General features: G+C 66.2%; 19 protein-coding genes. 10 read left to right on the forward strand and 9 right to left on the reverse strand.

What is annotated here, in order from left to right; translation table 11 throughout:
- Window positions 1-195: 195 nt before the first annotated feature.
- The 3 genes from OEJ37_RS05735 to OEJ37_RS05745 all read left to right on the forward strand — a co-directional run bounded on the left by OEJ37_RS05735 (window position 196) and on the right by OEJ37_RS05745 (window position 2,301).
- Complete coding sequence (locus OEJ37_RS05735; RefSeq protein ID WP_263343472.1) at window positions 196-849, forward strand: hypothetical protein; 654 nt, start codon at window positions 196-198, stop codon at window positions 847-849.
- 8 nt (window positions 850-857) lie between these two features.
- Window positions 858-1,409 carry a hypothetical protein gene (locus OEJ37_RS05740; protein ID WP_263343474.1) on the forward strand — a complete coding sequence of 184 codons (552 nt, stop codon included), beginning with the start codon at window positions 858-860 and terminating at the stop codon, window positions 1,407-1,409.
- A gap of 193 nt (window positions 1,410-1,602) precedes the next feature.
- Window positions 1,603-2,301, forward strand: a complete 699-nt coding sequence (locus OEJ37_RS05745; protein ID WP_263343844.1) for a hypothetical protein — start codon at window positions 1,603-1,605, stop codon at window positions 2,299-2,301.
- Window positions 2,302-2,574: 273 nt separating this feature from the next.
- Here the strand turns inward: OEJ37_RS05745 and OEJ37_RS05750 are convergent, their stop codons facing one another.
- Window positions 2,575-3,447, reverse strand: a complete 873-nt coding sequence (locus OEJ37_RS05750; protein WP_263343476.1) for a LysR family transcriptional regulator — start codon at window positions 3,445-3,447, stop codon at window positions 2,575-2,577.
- Between the two features lie 194 nt (window positions 3,448-3,641).
- On the opposite strand from OEJ37_RS05750, the gene OEJ37_RS05755 reads away from it, so the two are divergent.
- The gene (locus OEJ37_RS05755; protein ID WP_263343845.1) at window positions 3,642-4,679 is read left to right on the forward strand and encodes an NAD(P)H-quinone oxidoreductase; all 1,038 of its coding nucleotides are present in this window, start codon (window positions 3,642-3,644) and stop codon (window positions 4,677-4,679) included.
- A 132-nt stretch (window positions 4,680-4,811) separates the two neighbouring features.
- Here OEJ37_RS05755 and OEJ37_RS05760 read toward each other — a convergent pair whose 3' ends face one another.
- Window positions 4,812-4,967: a DUF3309 family protein gene (locus OEJ37_RS05760; RefSeq protein WP_175917290.1), complete on the reverse strand. Its 156-nt coding sequence runs from the start codon at window positions 4,965-4,967 to the stop codon at window positions 4,812-4,814.
- Between the two features lie 196 nt (window positions 4,968-5,163).
- Between OEJ37_RS05760 and OEJ37_RS05765 the strand changes: the two genes are divergently transcribed.
- The 6 genes from OEJ37_RS05765 (at window position 5,164) to OEJ37_RS05790 (ending at window position 10,870) form a co-directional block, all read left to right on the forward strand.
- Window positions 5,164-5,838, forward strand: a complete 675-nt coding sequence (locus OEJ37_RS05765; RefSeq protein WP_263343479.1) for a histidine phosphatase family protein — start codon at window positions 5,164-5,166, stop codon at window positions 5,836-5,838.
- 19 nt (window positions 5,839-5,857) lie between these two features.
- Window positions 5,858-6,889, forward strand: a complete 1,032-nt coding sequence (locus OEJ37_RS05770; RefSeq protein WP_263343481.1) for a phosphotransferase — start codon at window positions 5,858-5,860, stop codon at window positions 6,887-6,889.
- 175 nt (window positions 6,890-7,064) lie between these two features.
- Complete coding sequence (locus OEJ37_RS05775; RefSeq protein ID WP_263343483.1) at window positions 7,065-7,829, forward strand: SDR family oxidoreductase; 765 nt, start codon at window positions 7,065-7,067, stop codon at window positions 7,827-7,829.
- 7 nt (window positions 7,830-7,836) lie between these two features.
- The gene (locus tag OEJ37_RS05780; protein WP_263343484.1) at window positions 7,837-8,595 is read left to right on the forward strand and encodes an SDR family NAD(P)-dependent oxidoreductase; all 759 of its coding nucleotides are present in this window, start codon (window positions 7,837-7,839) and stop codon (window positions 8,593-8,595) included.
- Between the two features lie 33 nt (window positions 8,596-8,628).
- Window positions 8,629-9,873, forward strand: coding sequence for an acyl-CoA dehydrogenase family protein (locus OEJ37_RS05785; RefSeq protein ID WP_263343485.1), 1,245 nt, complete (start codon window positions 8,629-8,631; stop codon window positions 9,871-9,873).
- 100 nt (window positions 9,874-9,973) lie between these two features.
- Window positions 9,974-10,870 (forward strand): LysR family transcriptional regulator, encoded by an 897-nt coding sequence (locus tag OEJ37_RS05790; RefSeq protein WP_263343486.1) that lies wholly within the window; start codon window positions 9,974-9,976, stop codon window positions 10,868-10,870.
- Between the two features lie 16 nt (window positions 10,871-10,886).
- On the opposite strand, the gene OEJ37_RS05795 is transcribed toward OEJ37_RS05790, so the two are convergent.
- The 7 genes from OEJ37_RS05795 to OEJ37_RS05825 form a co-directional block, all read right to left on the reverse strand.
- Entirely contained in the window at window positions 10,887-11,594 is a 708-nt protein-coding gene (locus OEJ37_RS05795) for a GntR family transcriptional regulator (RefSeq protein ID WP_263343487.1), read from the reverse strand.
- 64 nt (window positions 11,595-11,658) lie between these two features.
- Window positions 11,659-12,696, reverse strand: coding sequence for a proline racemase family protein (locus OEJ37_RS05800; protein ID WP_263343489.1), 1,038 nt, complete (start codon window positions 12,694-12,696; stop codon window positions 11,659-11,661).
- Window positions 12,697-12,708: 12 nt separating this feature from the next.
- Window positions 12,709-14,190 carry an aldehyde dehydrogenase family protein gene (locus OEJ37_RS05805; protein ID WP_263343490.1) on the reverse strand — a complete coding sequence of 494 codons (1,482 nt, stop codon included), beginning with the start codon at window positions 14,188-14,190 and terminating at the stop codon, window positions 12,709-12,711.
- Between the two features lie 15 nt (window positions 14,191-14,205).
- Window positions 14,206-15,489, reverse strand: a complete 1,284-nt coding sequence (locus tag OEJ37_RS05810; protein ID WP_411859244.1) for an NAD(P)/FAD-dependent oxidoreductase — start codon at window positions 15,487-15,489, stop codon at window positions 14,206-14,208.
- 5 nt (window positions 15,490-15,494) lie between these two features.
- A complete protein-coding gene (locus OEJ37_RS05815) occupies window positions 15,495-16,511 on the reverse strand; it encodes a 4-hydroxyproline epimerase (RefSeq protein ID WP_263343493.1) in 1,017 nt (338 codons plus the stop codon).
- 55 nt (window positions 16,512-16,566) lie between these two features.
- Window positions 16,567-17,445, reverse strand: coding sequence for a dihydrodipicolinate synthase family protein (locus OEJ37_RS05820; protein WP_263343494.1), 879 nt, complete (start codon window positions 17,443-17,445; stop codon window positions 16,567-16,569).
- A gap of 33 nt (window positions 17,446-17,478) precedes the next feature.
- Complete coding sequence (locus OEJ37_RS05825; RefSeq protein WP_263343495.1) at window positions 17,479-18,144, reverse strand: amino acid ABC transporter permease; 666 nt, start codon at window positions 18,142-18,144, stop codon at window positions 17,479-17,481.
- Window positions 18,145-18,146: the final 2 nt, after the last annotated feature.

Consider the following 18,146-nt stretch of genomic DNA (forward strand, 5'->3'; position numbering starts at 1 on the left):
AGTACGGTCCACGTGGACTTTAATTATCGATCGGCAAAAGGAGCGACCGGAAACCACTCATTTTGGTCTCGAGGCATCCTGATCTATAGGTACGATGCCAACGGGAAGTTGCGGCCAAGCAGTGCTGTAGCAAAGTATGTCACGATAAACGGAGTGAAGAGCGGGGAGCGCCCTTATGAGGGTAACGGTTATGTAATGTATAACAAGCTGGGAACCGTGTCACCGGAATGGCAGAACCAAGAGCCATACGTGGCCCGAGTCGAGGCCTTGATCAACAATTCCGTCATCAAGGAATGGCCCGGCATTTCCATCCGTGCAGGCAACTTTACGAGCGGTTCCGACGTTGGCGAAGAAACCGGCGGAGTGTATGTCACCGCTGTCAGCGGCGCCAGCACATGCAAGGTGATCGATCCCGGAGTTCCACCGCCAGAACCGCCAGCCACTCTCGCGGTAGATGTGGTGGCACCCGACTGGAATCTCGGGGAGTTGCAGGGAGGCGATGACGAGAAGACGCTCGCCGGTGCGGAGCAACAGCTCTGCTTTACGTACACGGGGCTCGAAAGCGGTACTCGCAATTTTGTCATCAATGCGACGAGTGCGAACGGTGTTTCGGGTAACCGGTATCTGCTCAGGAATACGATCAAGCCGTCGCAGACGGTCCCGTACGACCTGACGCTGGACAGCGGCAGCGCGACATTCCGGTTGCCGAATACAAGCGCAAGCCCGGTGCTGTTGAACAACAACTTTCGCACGTGCTTTGTGCCGACGTTCAGGACCTCGGTCGACGCGACTGTGGATGCTGGCGACTACAGCGATGTGCTGTCGTTCACGGTCGTCACGAAATCATAGGAAGCGAAATGAGCAAATTCATCCTGAGCGGATTGCTGGCCGCACTGGTGCTCCAGCCGATGTACGTATCGGCGGAAACCCTGGAGATCAAAGGCAAGACGCAGAGCAAGATTACGGCCAAGATCGTCCGCCCGAACAATCTGATCATCACCGACGACAAGGGCGGCTGGTTCGGGCAGGGCCTGACGATGCAGCAGCTCGGCGGCTGGGAGACTGCGTACGAGGTGGATGCGCGGCTGCGCGTGGTATCGACGACGGGCAGATTTCAGGTTCGCATGGATCAACCGCTCGATATCCGGAACCAAGGCAAGCCGACGCTCGCGTTCCGCAAACCGGCGGTCAGCATCGGCGCCGAAGGCGCCGACCAGAAGCCGCTCGTCGTCGGGCAGGTGGTCGAGTTCGACAACCCGGCGCCGCCGTCGCCCAACGTCGATTCCGAAGGCTATTACCGTCTCGCCGTTTCCGCGTATCCGCCGGAAGGCGACTTCAGGAGCACGGTCGGTACCTATACGGGCACACTGTCGCTCGTGTTCGAGCCGGTCGTCGTGAAACAGCAGTAGTGGTGGCCGTCTCCCCATCGCGGAGACGTTCCGGCTTCTCACCGCCCGCCGTGTTGCGGGCGGTGTGCTTTGGATTTTCCGTTTCCGAGTGTCGTCTGCGTCAAAGCTTGCATGCGCGCATGCGAATGGCAAACTGCGCACGACGGCAGCACCGGCATGCCTTCCCGGGGTGCCGATTCAACTGGACCCCAACATGAGATTGCGTTCATTCTTTCTTCCGATTGCGGCCACGCTCGCCGCGCTGATTCCTGGCGTCGCGGTTGCGACGATCGATGTATTTCCGAAGGAAATCCCGATCGATTCGGGTACAACAAGCGTGCAGATCGTCAACAACGGCGATCGCCCCGAGTACGTGACCATTTCATTGTCGCGCTTGCTCAATCCCGGCGTGCCGCTGAAAGACGAGAAACTCGAGCCGGTCGGCAACGAGGCGAAGCCGGCGCTCTATGCATTTCCATTCAAGCTGACGCTCGCGCCCGGGCAGACCAAGAACATTGCATTGAAGCCGTTGCGGGCGGTTCGGGACGAGACGGTGTATCGGCTGGACGTCAAACCCGAGATCAAGGTGATGCCGCAGGGGCAGCAGAAGGCGACCGGGAGCATCGTCGTCAATCTTGGATTCAGTGCGCTTGTCCGGCAGATGCCGGAGAGCCGGAAAGAGGCATTGTCCGTCGCGTGCGACGCGCACGGCGCGCGGCTCACGGCGACGGGAACCGTGCGTTATGCGGTGAAGGAAGCGAAGGTGGACGGGCAGGCCGTCGAACCCTTCAATGTGTATCCGGGCGTGCCGCGGCCGCTGCACGGGCGCGTCGTCGAGATTCCGGGGCAGCCGACGTGTCGCGGTGGGTCCGCTTCGCCGGACGCGAGCGCAAGCGGAACTGCCGGCCTTTGACCGCGTTGATAGGCGAGGCCGGCATCGCACGTCGGCGAAGGGAGCGAATGAATCTTCCGGATCATTTGATAACCTGACGCATTCGTTTGCTAGTCGGCCTGCTGCCGGCGCCGGATCGGGCGAGACAACCCGATGCCCGGCGGGCCGGAATGGCACGGGCAGGTGAGACCGTGAACGATATCGACGAACTTTCGCTCCACCGGGACAGCCGCTTCCGGCAGTTGTCGCTGGTCGGCGCCACCGGCCCGCGCCCGCGCCCGCGTGCCATCCGCATCACCGATGCGCGGCGAACGCGAACACGATCTCGTCGATCGCCGCGCGGATGCGCGCGGTGTGGCGCAGGTCGCGGTGCGTGACGAGCCAGACCTCGTAAGGCGCCTGCCTCACGCGCTCCGGCCACAGGCGGACGAGCCCGTCGCGCTCGCCCATGTAGACCGGAATCTCGCCGATGCCGAGGCCCGAGCGCACCGCGGCGCGCGCCATCAGGTTCGAGTTCATGCGCGCGACGATGCGCCCGCCGTCGATCGACTCGCCGACGAGGGTCGGCTTGCGGCTGGCGTCGATGTACGGCTGGTAGACGACGAGGTCGTGGCCCGCGAATGCGTGGCCGCGCTCGGGCTCGCCGTGCCGGTGCAGATAGTCGTGCGACGCGAACAGGCCCATGTCCCAGTGCGCGAGGCGGCGTGCGACCAGATCGGGGTTGTCGGGCCGCACCGTACGGATCGCGATGTCGGCTTCGCGCTTCGCGAGATTCAGGATTTGCGATGACGTGTTCAGCGCGAAGGAGACGTCGGGATGCTTCGCATGCAGCCGTGCGATCGACGGCATCACGAACTCGATCGCGAGCGCATCGGTCGTCGTGATCTTCACCTCGCCGGCAAGCCGCCGGTCGACACCCTGCGTCAGCCGCACCAGCTCGTGTGCATGTTGCTCCATCGCCTCGGCGGCGCGCAGCGCCAGTTCGCCGACCGGCGTGGGCAGATAGCCTTTCGACGAGCGCAGGAACAGCGTCGCGCCGAGCATATGCTCGAGCGTCGCGAGCCGCCGCCCGACCGTTGCCTGATCGACGCCGAGCGTCTGTGCCGCGCGGCGCAGCGTGCGCTCGCGATGAATCGCGAGGAATACGCGTGCGTCGTCCCAATTCATCGTTTGTCCCGACTGATGCATTTTTGCATTCCCCGATCGGCAATTCGCTGCGTGCCCGCGAGCGGCATCGCCCATAGACTGGCCTCACACACATTGCGATGCCGCGATTCGGGGATGGCCCGCGAATCGGCCGCGCATCGACGAACGTTGAGGATCATATCGTGATTGACGATGCCCAAACCCTCCCCGCCGACATGACCGCGATCGAAATCGTGCGTCCCGGCGGCCCTGAAGTGCTCGTACCGGCCACGCGCGCAGTGCCGTCGCCGGGGCCCGGCGAAGTGCTGATCCGGATTCACGCGGCCGGCGTAAACGGCCCCGACGTATTCCAGCGCAAGGGGCTGTACGATCCGCCGCCCGGCGCGTCCGACATTCCCGGCCTCGAGATCGCCGGCGACGTCGTCGCGGTCGGGCGCGACGTCACGCGGTTCGTTGTCGGCGATCGTGTCTGCGCGCTGATTCCCGGTGGCGGCTATGCGCAATACGCGGTGGCGAACGAGAACAACACGCTCGCGATTCCCGACGGCCTCGGCATGGCCGAAGCAGCGGCGCTGCCGGAGACCTTCATGACGGTCTGGCTGAACCTGTTTCAGCGCGGGCAGTTCGAAGCCGGCGAGAGCGTGCTGATCCACGGCGGTGCGTCGGGGATCGGCACGACGGCGACGATGCTGGCGAAGGCGTTCGGCGCGTCGACGATCATCACGACCGTCGGTTCGGACGCGCAGCGCGACGCGAGCATGCGTCTTGGCGCGGATCTCGCGATCGACTACCGCAACGAGGATTTCGTCGAGGAGGTCGCGCGCTTCACGGGCGGCAAGGGCGTCGACGTGATCGTCGACATCATCGCCGGCGACTATGTCGCGCGCAATTTCGCGGCGGCCGCGATAAACGGCCGCATCGTGCAGATCGGCGTGATCAAAGGTCCCGCGAAGGAGCTCGACCTGTTTCCGATGCTGACGAAGCGGCTCACGCACATCGGCTCGACGCTGCGCTCGCGCACCTACGCGGAGAAGGCGCAGATCATTCGCGAGCTCGAAGAGGCCGTGTGGCCGCTGATCCGGCAAGGGGCCGTCAAGCCGCAGGTCTACCGGCTGTTCGATTTTCGCGACGCGCGCAGCGCACACGAGCTGATGGATTCGGGCCGCCACATCGGCAAGATCGTACTGGTGACGCCCGCGGCGGAACGATCGCTGCAGGCGGCCATCGACGGAAGCGCCACGCATTCCGCGTGACCGGCCGGCACTTCGGCCCCCGGCCGGGGGCTGAAGCCGCGGCGGGGAATGCCCGACGATCCGTGATACTGGATGTGTCGCCGCATCCCGCCGGAACAAGCTTCCCGGCAACACGACCGGTGCCGCCGGGCCTCAAATTTGGCCCAGCAGCACCAGCACGACGACGATGACGACGATCAGCCCGACCGTGCTCGAAGGCCAGTAGCCCCAGCTTCGGCTGTGCGGCCATGTAGGAAATGCTCCGATGAGCAACAAAATCAGTATGACGATAAGGAGCGTACCGAGCATCGCACCCCTCCTGGAACGTTGTGGACTTGACGGTGGTGGGCGCCGCAATTCGCGTGCCGCCGGGCGGTGTCCGGCAAACGAGCCCGATGGGAGGGCGACCGAATTCATGAAATGAATACCGGCCAATTCAAAAAATAAATTTCAAAAATGCATGGCCGCCCCCTATGCTGAATCCTTCTGATCTGGCGGGCATGCGATGGCTGAACTCTTTCTGGTACGGCACGGGCAGGCGTCGTTCGGCACCGACGACTACGACCGGCTGTCCGCGGCCGGCGAGCAGCAGGGCGTGTGGCTCGGCGAATACTTCGCGCGGCAAGGCCTGGCGTTCGATCGCGTGATCTGCGGCACGCTGAACCGCCACGCGCAGACGGTCGACGCGATCCTGCGCGGGATGGGCCGCGAAGGCGTGTCGTACGACCGCCATCCGGGCCTGAACGAATACGACTTTCACGGGCTGTTCGCGGCGGCCGCCGGCGACTATCCGGAGATCGCGCGGCTCGCGGCCGGATCGATGAAGGAATATTTCCGTGCGCTCCGGCAGGTGCTGCAGCTGTGGTCCGAGGACAAGCTCGGCGACGCGGCCCCCGAGACCTGGGCGCACTTCCAGCAGCGCGTCGCCGATGCGCGCGCCGCGATTCGCCACGGCGACGGCCAGCGCGTGCTCGCGGTGAGCTCCGGCGGCCCGATCGCGGTCACCGTGCAGCAGGTGCTCGCGGCGCCACCGTCGAGCGCGATCGCGCTGAACCTGCAGATCCGCAACAGCAGTCTTTCGCAGTTTTTCTTCAACGCCGATGCGTTCCACCTCGCGTCGTTCAACGGCATCCCGCATCTGGAGGATCCCGAACGACACGCGCTGCGAACCTACGGCTGACCCACGAACGATCGCGACGATGACGAACCCCTCCCAGCAACTCGATGTGGCCCGCCTCACGCGCTATCTGGAAGCGCACGTGCCGGGCTTCGAAGGCCCGGTCGACGCGGAGAAGTTTGCCGGCGGCCAGTCGAATCCGACTTTCCTGCTGCACGCGAAGAGCGGCCGCTACGTGCTGCGCCGCCAGCCGCCGGGCGAACTGCTGAAATCCGCGCATGCGGTCGACCGCGAATTCCGCGTGCTGACCGCGCTGTCGGGCACCGCGGTGCCGGTCGCGCGTCCGTATCACCTCTGCGTCGACCGCGACGTGATCGGCAGCATGTTCTACGTGATGAGCTTCGAGGACGGCCGGATCTTCTGGGATCCCGCGCTGCCGGAGCTGCCGAAGGCCGATCGCGCGGCCTGCTACGACGCGCTGCTGCGGACGATGGCCGCCTTGCACGACGTCGACGTCAACGCGGTGGGCCTCGCCGACTACGGCCGCCCCGGCAATTACTTCGAGCGCCAGATCGGCGTGTGGACGAAGCAGTATCGCGCGGCCGAAACCGAGCGCCTCGACGCGATGGAGACGCTGATCGACTGGCTGCCGAAGGCGTGCCCCGAGGACACGGGCCGGCCGGCGCTGGTGCACGGCGATTTCCGGATCGACAACCTGATGTTCGCGCGCGACAGCTATCGCGTGCAGGCCGTGCTCGACTGGGAGCTGTCGACGCTCGGCAACCCGCTCGCCGATCTCGCGTATTTCTGCATGTGCCTGCGGCTGCCGTCCGGCGGGCAGGTGCGCGGGATCGCGGGCCAGGATCGCGCGGAACTCGGCATCCCGGACGAAGCGGCGATCGTCGCGCGTTATTGCGAACTGCGCGGGATCGAGCCGATCCGCGACTGGCATTTCTACCTCGCATTCAGTTTCTTCCGCCTCGCGGCGATCGCGCAGGGCGTGAAGGCGCGCGCGCTGCAGGGCAACGCGTCGAGCGAGCAAGCGCTGCGCGTCGGCGAAATGGCCGGGCGGCTGGCCGAACTGGCCGTGAGCGTGATCGACGCGCATCGCTGAAATCGCCGACATCGCCGGGATCGCCGACATCACCGACATCACCGACATCACCGACATCACCGACATCACCGACATCATCGACATCGCAGACATCGCAGACATCGCAGACATCGCAGACATCGCCGGGATCGCAGAGCAGCGACACGACAAACCATCAATGGAGGAGCACAACGACATGGCAACGAATCTGTTCGACCTGACCGGCAAGATCGCGCTGGTGACGGGCGCGAGCCGCGGCATCGGCGAGGAAATCGCGAAGCTGCTTGCAGAGCAGGGCGCACACGTGATCGTGTCGAGCCGCAAGCTCGACGATTGCCGGGCCGTGGCCGACGCGATCGTCGCGGCAGGTGGCCGCGCCGAGGCGCTGGCGTGCCACGTCGGGCGGCTGGAAGATATCGCCGCGACGTTCGAGCATATCCGCGGCAAGCACGGGCGGCTCGACATCCTCGTGAACAACGCGGCCGCGAACCCGTATTTCGGGCACATCCTGGATACCGACCTCGCCGCGTACGAGAAGACCGTCGACGTGAACATCCGCGGCTACTTCTTCATGTCGGTCGAGGCCGGCAAGCTGATGAAGGAGAACGGCGGCGGCGCGATCGTCAACACGGCGTCGGTGAATGCGCTGCAGCCGGGCGACCGGCAGGGCATCTACTCGATCACGAAGGCGGCGGTCGTCAACATGACGAAGGCGTTCGCGAAGGAATGCGGGCCGCTCGGCATCCGCGTGAACGCGCTGCTGCCGGGCCTGACGAAGACGAAGTTCGCGGGCGCGCTGTTCGCCGACAAGGACATCTACGAAACCTGGATGGCGAAGATCCCGCTGCGCCGCCACGCGGAGCCGCGCGAGATGGCCGGCACCGTGCTGTATCTCGTGTCGGACGCGGCGAGCTACACGAACGGCGAATGCATCGTCGTCGACGGCGGCCTGACGATCTGAGCGCGCGATGAAAATCGACAGTTACGCCGGGCAGGCCGTGATGATTACCGGCGCCGCGAGCGGCTTCGGCGCGTTGCTCTCGAGCGAGCTGGCCGCGATGGGCGCGCGGCTGGCACTCGGCGACCTGAACGGCGACGCGCTCGAACGCGTGGCCGCGCCGCTGCGCGCCGCCGGCGCCGACGTGATCGCGCAGCGCTGCGACGTGCGTGTCGAAGCCGACGTCGCGGCGCTGGTGCACGAAGCCGCTGCGCGCTTCGGGCGGCTCGACGTCGGCATCAACAACGCAGGCATTGCACCGCCGATGAAGGCGCTGATCGACACCGACGAAGCCGATCTCGACCTGAGCTTCGCGGTGAACGCGAAGGGCGTGTTCTTCGGGATGAAGCACCAGATCCGCCAGATGCTCGCGCAGCGCGAAGGCGTGATCCTGAACGTCGCGTCGATGGCCGGGCTCGGCGGCGCGCCGAAGCTGGCCGCGTACGCGGCGTCGAAGCATGCGGTGGTCGGGCTTACGAAGACGGCCGCACTCGAATACGCGCGCCACGGCATTCGCGTGAACGCGGTGTGCCCGTTCTACAGCACGACGCCGATGGTCATCGACAGCGATCTCGGCGACCGCCAGGATTTTCTCGCGCAGGGCTCGCCGATGAAGCGGCTGGGCCGGCCCGACGAAATCGTCGCGACGATGCTGACGCTGTGCGCGAAGGAAAACACTTACCTGACCGGGCAGGCCGTCGCCGTCGACGGCGGTGTCTCGGCTTTCTGACCGAACCGAACACGGAATCTCGAGGAGTCGATCATGGACTTTGGCTACACCCCGAAAGTGGAAGAACTGCGCGAGCGCGTGCGCGCGTTCATGGACGCACACATCGTGCCGCGCATCCGCCAGTGGAACGAGGAAGTGCATGCGGGCCAGTATCCCGTGTCGTTCATGGAGGAGCTGAAGGAACGCGCGAAGGCGGAAGGGCTGTGGAACCTGTTCCTGCCGCACCTGAAGGGCGACGAGCCCGGCACGGGCCTGACGAACCTCGAATACGCGCCGCTCGCCGAGATCATGGGGCGCGTGAGCTGGGCGTCGGAGGTGTTCAACTGCAATGCGCCGGACACGGGCAACATGGAGCTGCTGCACATGTTCGCGACGCCCGAGCAGCGCGAACAGTGGCTGCTGCCGCTGCTGCGCGGCGAGATCCGTTCGGCGTTCGCGATGACGGAGCCCGACGTGGCGTCGTCGGATGCGACGAACATCACGACACGCATCGAGCGCGCGGGCGACGAGTACGTGATCAACGGCCGCAAATGGTTCATCACGAACGCCGCGCATCCGAACTGCAAGATCTTCATCGTGATGGGCAAGACCGATCCCGGCGCCGAGTCGCATCAGCAGCAGAGCATGATTCTCGTGCCGCGCGACACGCCGGGCGTGACGGTCGTGCGCAACATCACGGTGGTCAATCACCACGCGCCGGAAGGGCATTGCGAGATCACGTTCGACAACGTGCGCGTGCCGGCGCGCAACCTGCTCGGCGACGAAGGCAGCGGCTTCGCGCTCGCGCAGGCACGCCTCGGGCCGGGCCGCATTCATCACTGCATGCGTTCGATCGGCGCGGCCGAGCTCGCGCTGGAGCTGATGGTCGATCGCGCGCAGTCGCGCGTCGCGTTCGGCAAGCCGCTGAACCGGCACGGCACGGTCGGCGAATGGATCGCGCGCTCGCGCATCGAGATCGACCAGGCGCGCCTGCTGGTGCTGAAGGCTGCATGGATGATCGACAAGGTCGGCGCGAAGGCCGCGCGCAAGGAAATCTCGATGATCAAGGCGCTCGTGCCGACCGTGTATACGGACGTCTGCGACCGCGCGATGCAGGTGTTCGGCGCGGCGGGGTTGAGCCCCGATACGCCGCTCGCCGACCTGTGGACCTGGGGCCGCGCGCTGCGCTTCGCCGACGGCCCGGACGAGGTGCACCTGCAGGCGATCGCGCGGATGGAGATCAAGGATGGCGAGCCGGGCTCGACGGCGCCTTACCTGACGCCGCCGCCGCGCGGTTGAGCGGCGCGCCGGGATGCGCAACGCACCCGGTGCCGCTCGCGGGGCCGGCGTGGACGAACGAATGGCGCACGCCTTAAGATGCCGGCAAGGAGATCCGGCGATGCGCCTTTCGAAGATTGATCTGAACCTGTTCGTCGTATTCGAGGCGATCTACAACAAGCGCAACCTGACGCGGGCGGCCGAGGTGCTGAACCTCACGCAGCCGGCCGTCAGCAACGCGCTGGCGCGGCTGCGCAAGACGCTGAACGATCCGCTGTTCGTCAGCACGCCGGCCGGGATGATGCCGACGCCGATGGCCGAGAACATCGTCGGCCGCGTGCGCGAGGCGCTGCAACTGCTCGATTCGAGCGCGCACGAAGGCGACGTGTTCGATCCCGCTTCGTCGGCGCGCGTGTTCCGGCTCAGCATGAGCGACCTGACCGAAGCGCTGCTGCTGCCGGCGCTCGGCGAACTGCTGCAGCGGGAAGCGCCCGGCATGCACGTGCGCAGCTATACGATGGACCGCCGCGAAGTGGCCACGGCGCTCGCGAACGGCTCCGTCGACATCGCGATCGACGCGCCGCTGATCGGCGATCCGCATCTGCACCAGGCGCTGCTCGTGCGCGACCGCTACGCGTGCATGATCCGCGACGACCACCCGTTCGAGGGCAACACGCTGACCATGGACGACTACCTGTCGATGGGGCACATCCACGTATCGAGCCGCCGCAAGGGCAGCGGGCACGTCGACGCGGAACTGACGCGACTCGGGCTGCGCCGCACTATCCAGATGCGCGTGCAGCACTACATGGTCGCGCCGCTGATCGCGATGCGCGGCGATCTCGCGCTGACTGCGCCGCTGCGGCTGCTGCAGCGCTATCCGGCGCGCATCCTCGAACTGCCGTTCGAGATGCCGGGCCTCGATTACTTCTGCTACTGGCATCGCAGCGCCGATCAGGACCAGGGCAGCCGGTGGCTGCGGGATCGGCTCGTGGAGTTGATGGGCGATATGGGCTGATGCGTGGGCAGCGCGCCTACAGCACCGCCATCGATTCCGTCATGTTCTGCTTCATGTAGTCGAGGAACCGCTTCTGGAACAGCATCGTGTGCTCGTGCGCGGCCCGTTCGGCGGCATCGGCGTCGCGTCGCGCGATCGCATCGATCAGTTCGTCGTGGTCGCGGCCGAGCTTGGCCGCCGTGGGCGAGCTGACCGTGAAGTCGAAGTGCAGATGGAGCAGGCGCTGCCCTTCGCCGAGCAGTCGCTCGTAGTAACCGACGAAATACGGATTGTTGGCCGCGTGAGCAATCGCCATGTGGAGCGCCTTGTTGGTCTCCGACATCGCCTGGAAGTCGCCGCTGGCAACGGCCTCCATGTAGACGTCGTCGGCCCTGCGGATCTTGGCGAGGTCGGCTTCGGAGCGTTGCGTGGCCGCGAGCCGCGTGACCGCACGCTGGATCAGGTCGAGCGCCGAAATGTATTTCGGGAATTCCTCGATTTCGAACGGCGTGACGAGCGTCGTGCGGTTCGGCAGGATCGTGACGAGCCCCTCGCTGCTCAGTCGCGCGATCGCGTCCCGCACCGGCGAACGCGACAGGCCGAACTGCGCGGCCAGAGAGATCTCGTCGAGCTGCACGCCGGGTTTCAGCTTGAGCGTCAGGATCTGCTTGCGCAATTCCTCATACACATACCGCCCGCCGTGCCGGCGGCCGCCACCTTCGGTTTCAACGGCCTCTTTGCTCATCTCGCCATCCTTCCTGTAATCGGCCCGGAGCGCCGGGCGCGCTCTGGAGTTTAGCATCGCGTCCTCACGTGCCTGACGGCCCGAATCCGTCGCCCCACGTGTCGCTCAGCATGAACCCGGCGGCCAGCGGATCGTCGGGATCGACGCCGAGCTGCTGGAACCCGAGCACCCACGCACGCCCGGTCACGCGCGGCAGTACGGCCGGCCGGTCGCCCACTTCGGTCGTGCCCAGCAGTTCGACGCGGAATTCCCCGCCGATCGTGGAGCGTGACGTGAGGCGATCGCCGACCTGCACGCGCCCGCGGGCCGCGAGCGTCGCCAGATTGGCCGAGCTGCCGGTCCCGCACGGCGACCGGTCGACCCGGCCGGGCGGCAGCGTCGTACAGGTCTGGTACACCGTGTCGGCGACACGGTTGCGAAACATCACGTATGCGACTTCGTCGATGTCCGGGTACAGCGGATGCCGTACGGCGACTTGCCGGTTGATGATCTCCTTGAGCCGCACGCCATGCGTCGCGAGTTGCCGCGCGTTGCCCGGTGCGATATCGAGCCCGATCTGATCGACGTCGACGAGTGCGTAGTACACGCCGCCGAACGCGATGTCTGCCTTGATCGTGCCGAATTCCGGCGTGTGTACGTCGACGTCGAGGTGTTCGACGAACGACGGCACCATGTCGAGCGACACGCCGGTACAGCGGCCGTCTCGGCACGCCGCCCGCGCCGTGACGAGCCCGGCCGGCGTGTCGAGCACGACCGTGGTTTCGGGCTCCTGCATCGGCACCATGCCGAGTTCGAGCAATGCCGTCACGACGCAGATGCAGTTGCTGCCCGACATCGGGTGTGCCTTGTCGGCCTGCAGCACGATGAAGCCGGCATGCGCTTCCGGCCGCGTCGGCGGCAGCAGCAGATTGACCGACATCTGCAGGCAGCCGCGCGGTTCGAGCACGACGAGCCGCCGCAAACTGTCGTCGGTCTCGTTGATGTAGTTCATCTTGTCGAGCATGGTCTTGCCCGGCACGTCGAGGACGCCGCCGGTGATGACCTTGCCGATCTCGCCCTCGCAATGCACGTCGACGAGCTGCAGCGTTTTGTTCCAGCGCATGATCGATTCACCTTACTTGATGTACCAGCCCCACGGCTTGTCGCTGTCGTAGCGCGTGATCTGCTTGATCTCGAGGTAGTTGTTCAACCCCCACTCGCCGAGTTCTCGCCCGATCCCGCTCTGCTTGTAGCCGCCCCACGGCGCCTCCGTGAACGTCGGCTGAGAACAGTTGATCCACACGATGCCCGCGCGCATCGCGCGTGCCACGCGTTCGCAGCGCGGCAGGTCGGCCGACATGACCGCCGCGGCGAGGCCGAAGCGCGAATCGTTGGCCGACCGGATCGCTTCCTCTTCCGTATCGAACGGCCGCACGCAGACGACCGGCCCGAAGATTTCCTCGCGCCAGATCCAGCTATCCTCCGGCACGTCGGCGAATACGGCCGGCTCGATGAAATAGCCGCGTTCGACGTGTGCGGGCCGGCCGCCGCCGGTCACGAGCCGCGCGCCTTCGTCGCGGCCGCGTGCGACCGCCGCGAGCACCTTGTCGTACTGCCCGCGGCTCACCAGCGGGCCGAGCAGCACGCCGTCGTCACGGCCGTTGCCGATCCTGATTTTGCGCGCTTCCTGCGCGAGCCGCTCGACGAGCGGCGCGTACAGCGAGCGCTCGACGAGCACGCGCGACGTGGCCGAACACACCTCGCCCTGGTTCCAGAAGATGCCGAACAGGATCCATTCGACGGCGGCGTCGAGATCGCTGTCGCCGAACACGATGAACGGCGACTTGCCGCCGAGTTCGAGGCTCACGTTCTTGATGTCGCGTGCGGCGGCCTGCATGATGCGGCTGCCGGTCGGCACGCTGCCGGTGAACGCGAGCTTGTCGATGCCCGGATGCGCGGCGAGCGGCGCGCCGGCATCCGCGCCGAGGCCCGTCACGACATTCAGCACGCCGGAAGGCAGCCCGGCCGACTCGGCGATGCCGGCCAGCTCCAATGCCGTGAGCGGCGTCAGTTCGGACGGTTTGAGTACCATCGTGCAGCCGGCCGCGAGCGCGGGCGCCACCTTCCACGCGGCCATCAGCAGCGGGAAATTCCACGGGATGATCGCACCGGCGACGCCGATCGGTTCCTTGCGGACGACCGTACTGAAGCGCTCGTCGGCCAGTGGCACGGGCGTTTCGGCGTTGCCGTCGAGCTGTTCGGCAAGCCCTGCGTAGAAGTCGAAGCAGCCGGCGGCATCGCCGAGATCCCACAGCGCTTCGGGTAGCGGCTTGCCGTTGTCGCGCACTTCGAGCTCGGCCAGCTCGGGCAGGCGGTCGCGGATGCCCTGGGCGATCGCGCGCAGCACCGCGGCGCGCGCGGCACCGGTCATGCGCGGCCACGGGCCTTCGTCGAAGGCGCGCCGCGCCGCGTTGACGGCGAGGTCGATGTCTTCGGCCGTGGCGGCTGCCACTTTCGCGATCACGGTTTCGTCGCTCGGGTCGATCGTGTCGAAGGTATGGCCCTGAACGGGCGCCGCCCAGCGGCCGGCGATGAAAAGTCGTTCGTAGGATTGCATGACGGGTCTCTAATGTCAGATGAAGCGATAGGCGCTGAACGGCGACAGGTCCTGCCGCGTCGGGCGGCCGGCGACGAGGTCGCCGATCAGGCGGCCGGTCGTCGCGCCGAGCGTGAGGCCGAGCTGGCCATGGCCGAATGCCATGTACGTGTTGGGTAGTCGCGTCGAGCGGTCGATCACCGGTTTCGTGTCGGGCAGGAACGGCCGATAGCCGACGCCGTATTCGACGCGAGCGGTCTGCAACTCGGGCAGGATGCGTTTGGCCTTTTCCAGGATGATGTCCGCGCGCCGGAAGTTCGGCTGCGCGTTGCGACCCGCGAACTCGATGGTGCCGCCGATCTGCAGGCCGCGCGTCATCGGGCTGAAGCAGAAGCCGCCGTCCGCGTAGATCACGGAATGACGGAATTCGACACCCGGGTCGGCGAGCAGCACCTGGTAGCCGGCGATACCTTCGAGCGGCACGCGCACGCCGAGCTGACCGAAGAACTGTCGCGAACCGGTACCGGCCGCGACAACGACATGGTCGGCCGCGAGGCGCTCGCCGTTGGCGAGCGCGACGCCCGTTGCACGTCCGGAGGCCTCGTCGATGCGCGCGGCATTCGCGCGGACGCGGCGCCCGCCTTGCGCTTCGAAGCTGGCCGTCAGTGCCGCGATGAAGCCTTCGGTATCGCTGACCGCGCGCCAGTCCGGAAACAGCAGCCCGTGCCGGAACCGGCCGGCGAGAGCCGGTTCGAGATCGCCGATGTCGGCGGCCGTCAGCCGTTGCGATTCGAATCCGAGCGATTGCCGCAAGTCCAGATGCGGCTGCTCGTGCGTGATGCCGGCCGGATCGTCGAACACCTCGAGCACGGGGCGCTGGCCCATCAGCGCCCGGTCGCCGCACGCATCGAGCAGCGGCGCATAGTCGGGATAGACGTCGTGCGTCAGCGTGGCCATTGCCTGCGCGATCGACACGATCTTCGCGTGGCGGGCCGATGCGACGAACCGGAAGAACCACGGCAGGATGCCGGGCAGTGCGCCGGGCCGCAGCGCGAGCGGCCCCTTCTGATCCATCAGCCAGCGCGGTACCTTCATCAGGATGCCGGGCTTCGACAGCGGGATGACCTCGCTGACCGCCATCTGGCCGCAGCTCCATTTCGCCGTGCTGTCGCCGGGGGCGGCCGGATCGATCAGCATGACGGCATACCCGTCGCGCTGCAGATAGAGCGCGCAGCACACGCCGACGATCCCGCCGCCGATCACGACAGCCGTTTCATCACGCGCCGCACCCGGTGCCGCGGGCGCGTCATCTCGCGCAATCGCGTTCAATTGACGAACTCCTGAAGGCTGAAGCCGTATGCATACGGCTGGGACGAATCGACGCGATACTGCGCGCGCCCGGTGACCCATGCGCGCCCTTCGATGCTCGGCCGCACCGCGTCGAGCCCGCTGTCGAGGCGCACGACCGACTCTACGCGGCCGATGAAGCGGCTGCCGATCAGGCTCTCGTGGCAATACGCGTCGCCGGCCTTCAGCCAGCCGCGCGCGAAGCGCTGCGCGACGCGTGCCGAGCTGCCGGTGCCGCACGGCGAACGGTCGACGAGGCTGTCGCCGGCGATCACCACCGCGCGCCCGTGCGCATCGTCGGCAATCGGCTTGCCCGTCCACATGCAATGCCGCACGCCGCGAATCGCCGGATGCTCGGGGTGTACGACGTCGAGCGCCGCGTTGACCGCGCGCTGCACGTCGCGACCCCATGCGAGCAGTTCGTCCGGCGTGAAATGCTCGCAACCGGGGAAGTTCGGCTGGACCTCGACGATCGGATAGAAGTTGCCGCCGTACGCGATATCGACGGCCAGCCTGCCGAGCGCGGGAATGTCGATCTTGACGTCGCGCGCGAACAGAAAGCTCGGCACGTTCGTGAAGCGCACCGACGTGACGCGTTCGCCGTCCATCTCGTAACGCGCGACGATCTGCCCGGCCGGCACGTCGACCGTGACGGTACCCGGCTCCTTCGGCACGACGAGGCGTTCCTCGATCGCGAACGCGATCGAGCCGATCGTCGCGTGGCCGCACATCGGCAGGCAGCCCGACGTCTCGATGAACAGCAGGCTGAAATCGGCGTTGCCGCTGACCGGCGGATAGAAGATCGTGCCCGACATGTGTGCGTGGCCGCGCGGCTCCAGCATCAGCGCGCGGCGCACCCAGTCGTGATGCGCGACGAAGTCCTCGCGGCGCGCGTTCATCGTCGCGCCCTGCAGCGTCGGCGCGCCGTCGATCACCATGCGCACCGGCATACCCTCGGTGTGGCCTTCGATGCAGGTAAAGCTTTGAATCGTCATGTTGAGGTTCCTCGGTCGGCGTACCGGCACCGAGCGGCGCCGGTACGGGGGCGCATTACGCCTGCGACGCCTCGAAGACCGCGCGGAATTCCGCCTTCTCCGCGTCGGTCAGCGGCTGCAGCGGCATGCGGGCGATGCCGACCTTGAAGCCGGCGAGCTCGCAGCCGTATTTCACCTTCTGGATGAATTTTCCCGACTCCATGCTTGCCATCACCGGGAACAGCGAACGCATCACATTCTGCGCGCCGGCGATGTCGCCCGCCGAGAATTTGTCGTAGAAGCTCACGACCTGTTTCGCGAAGCAGTTTGCCGGTCCGCAGATCCAGCTCGTCGCGCCCCACAGGAAGAAGTCGAGCGCCTGGTCGTCGGAGCCGCACGACAACTGGTAGTGGTCGCGGTACTTGCCGCCGATCTCGATCGCGCGCAGCAGGTTGCCGCTGCTTTCCTTGATGCCGATCACGCGCGGATGATCCTTGAACGCGTCGAGTACGCCGAAGCCGACCTCGACGTTCGTGCGCACCGGGTAGTTGTAGAGGATCACGTTCACGTCGGTCACCGTCGCGAGAATCGCGTCGTAGTGCCCGATCAGTTCGTCCTGCGACGGCAGCGCGTAGTACGGCGGCGCGATCAGGATGTTCGTGTAGCCGGCATCGCGCGCCTGGCGAACCTGCTCGATCACCTCGCGCGTCGAAGAACCGTTCGCGCCAGCAATCAGCGTGCCACGGTTGCCGACCACTTCGCGCACGGTCTTCATCACCGCACGGCGCTCGTCGTTCGTGAGCGCGTAATACTCGCCGGTCGACCCCAGCGGCACGAAGCCGCTGACGCCCGCGGCGAGCTGAAATTCGAGGATCGACGCGAGCGTGTCGTGATCGACCGCACCCGATGCATCGAACGGCGTGACGAGGGCGGGCAGAATGCCTTTCAGTTGCATGAGATTTCTCCGGCTTGATGAAAGCGTTGCGAGTTAATAGGCATAGCGCCTGAGCATCCTGGACTCCACTACGCCGACCAGGCGGGTCAGCGGAAAGGCGACGAGGAAATAGATGACGGCGACGGTGGTCAGGAACTCGACGGGCCGCGCGGTACTGTTCGACACGTTCTGGCCGACGAACATCAGGTCGGCGATCCCCACCGACGAGATGAGCGCGCTCTCCTTGAACAGGCTCACGACGTTCGACAGTAGCGGCGGGATCGCGCGCAGCAGCGCCTGCGGAAAGATCACGTAGACGATCTTCACGTGCGGCGACAGGCTGAGCGCGATGCACGCGTCGTGCTGCTCGCCGGCGATCGACTTCAGCGAACCACGGAACGTCTCGCTCGTGATCGCGCCCATGTACAGCGTCAGCGAGATCAGCACCGACAGGTACGGCGGGATCGGCAGCCGCAGCACGACCGGGAAGCAGAAGAACACCCAGAACAGCTGAATCAACAGCGGCGTGCCGCGAAAGAATTCGACGAACGCGGCGACCGGCCCGCGGAGCCAGCGCGACGGCGACATCCGCAGCAGGCTCAGCACGAAGCCGAGCAGGCTGCCGACGATCGCGCACGTCACGGTGAACGAAAGCGTCAGCCCGAGGCCTTTCGCGAGCACGAGCCAGTACGGCCAGACGACGGCAAAATCGAGATTCACGG

Source organism: Burkholderia sp. BKH01 (assembly GCF_025685725.1).
Classification (GTDB): domain Bacteria; phylum Pseudomonadota; class Gammaproteobacteria; order Burkholderiales; family Burkholderiaceae; genus Burkholderia; species Burkholderia pyrrocinia_C.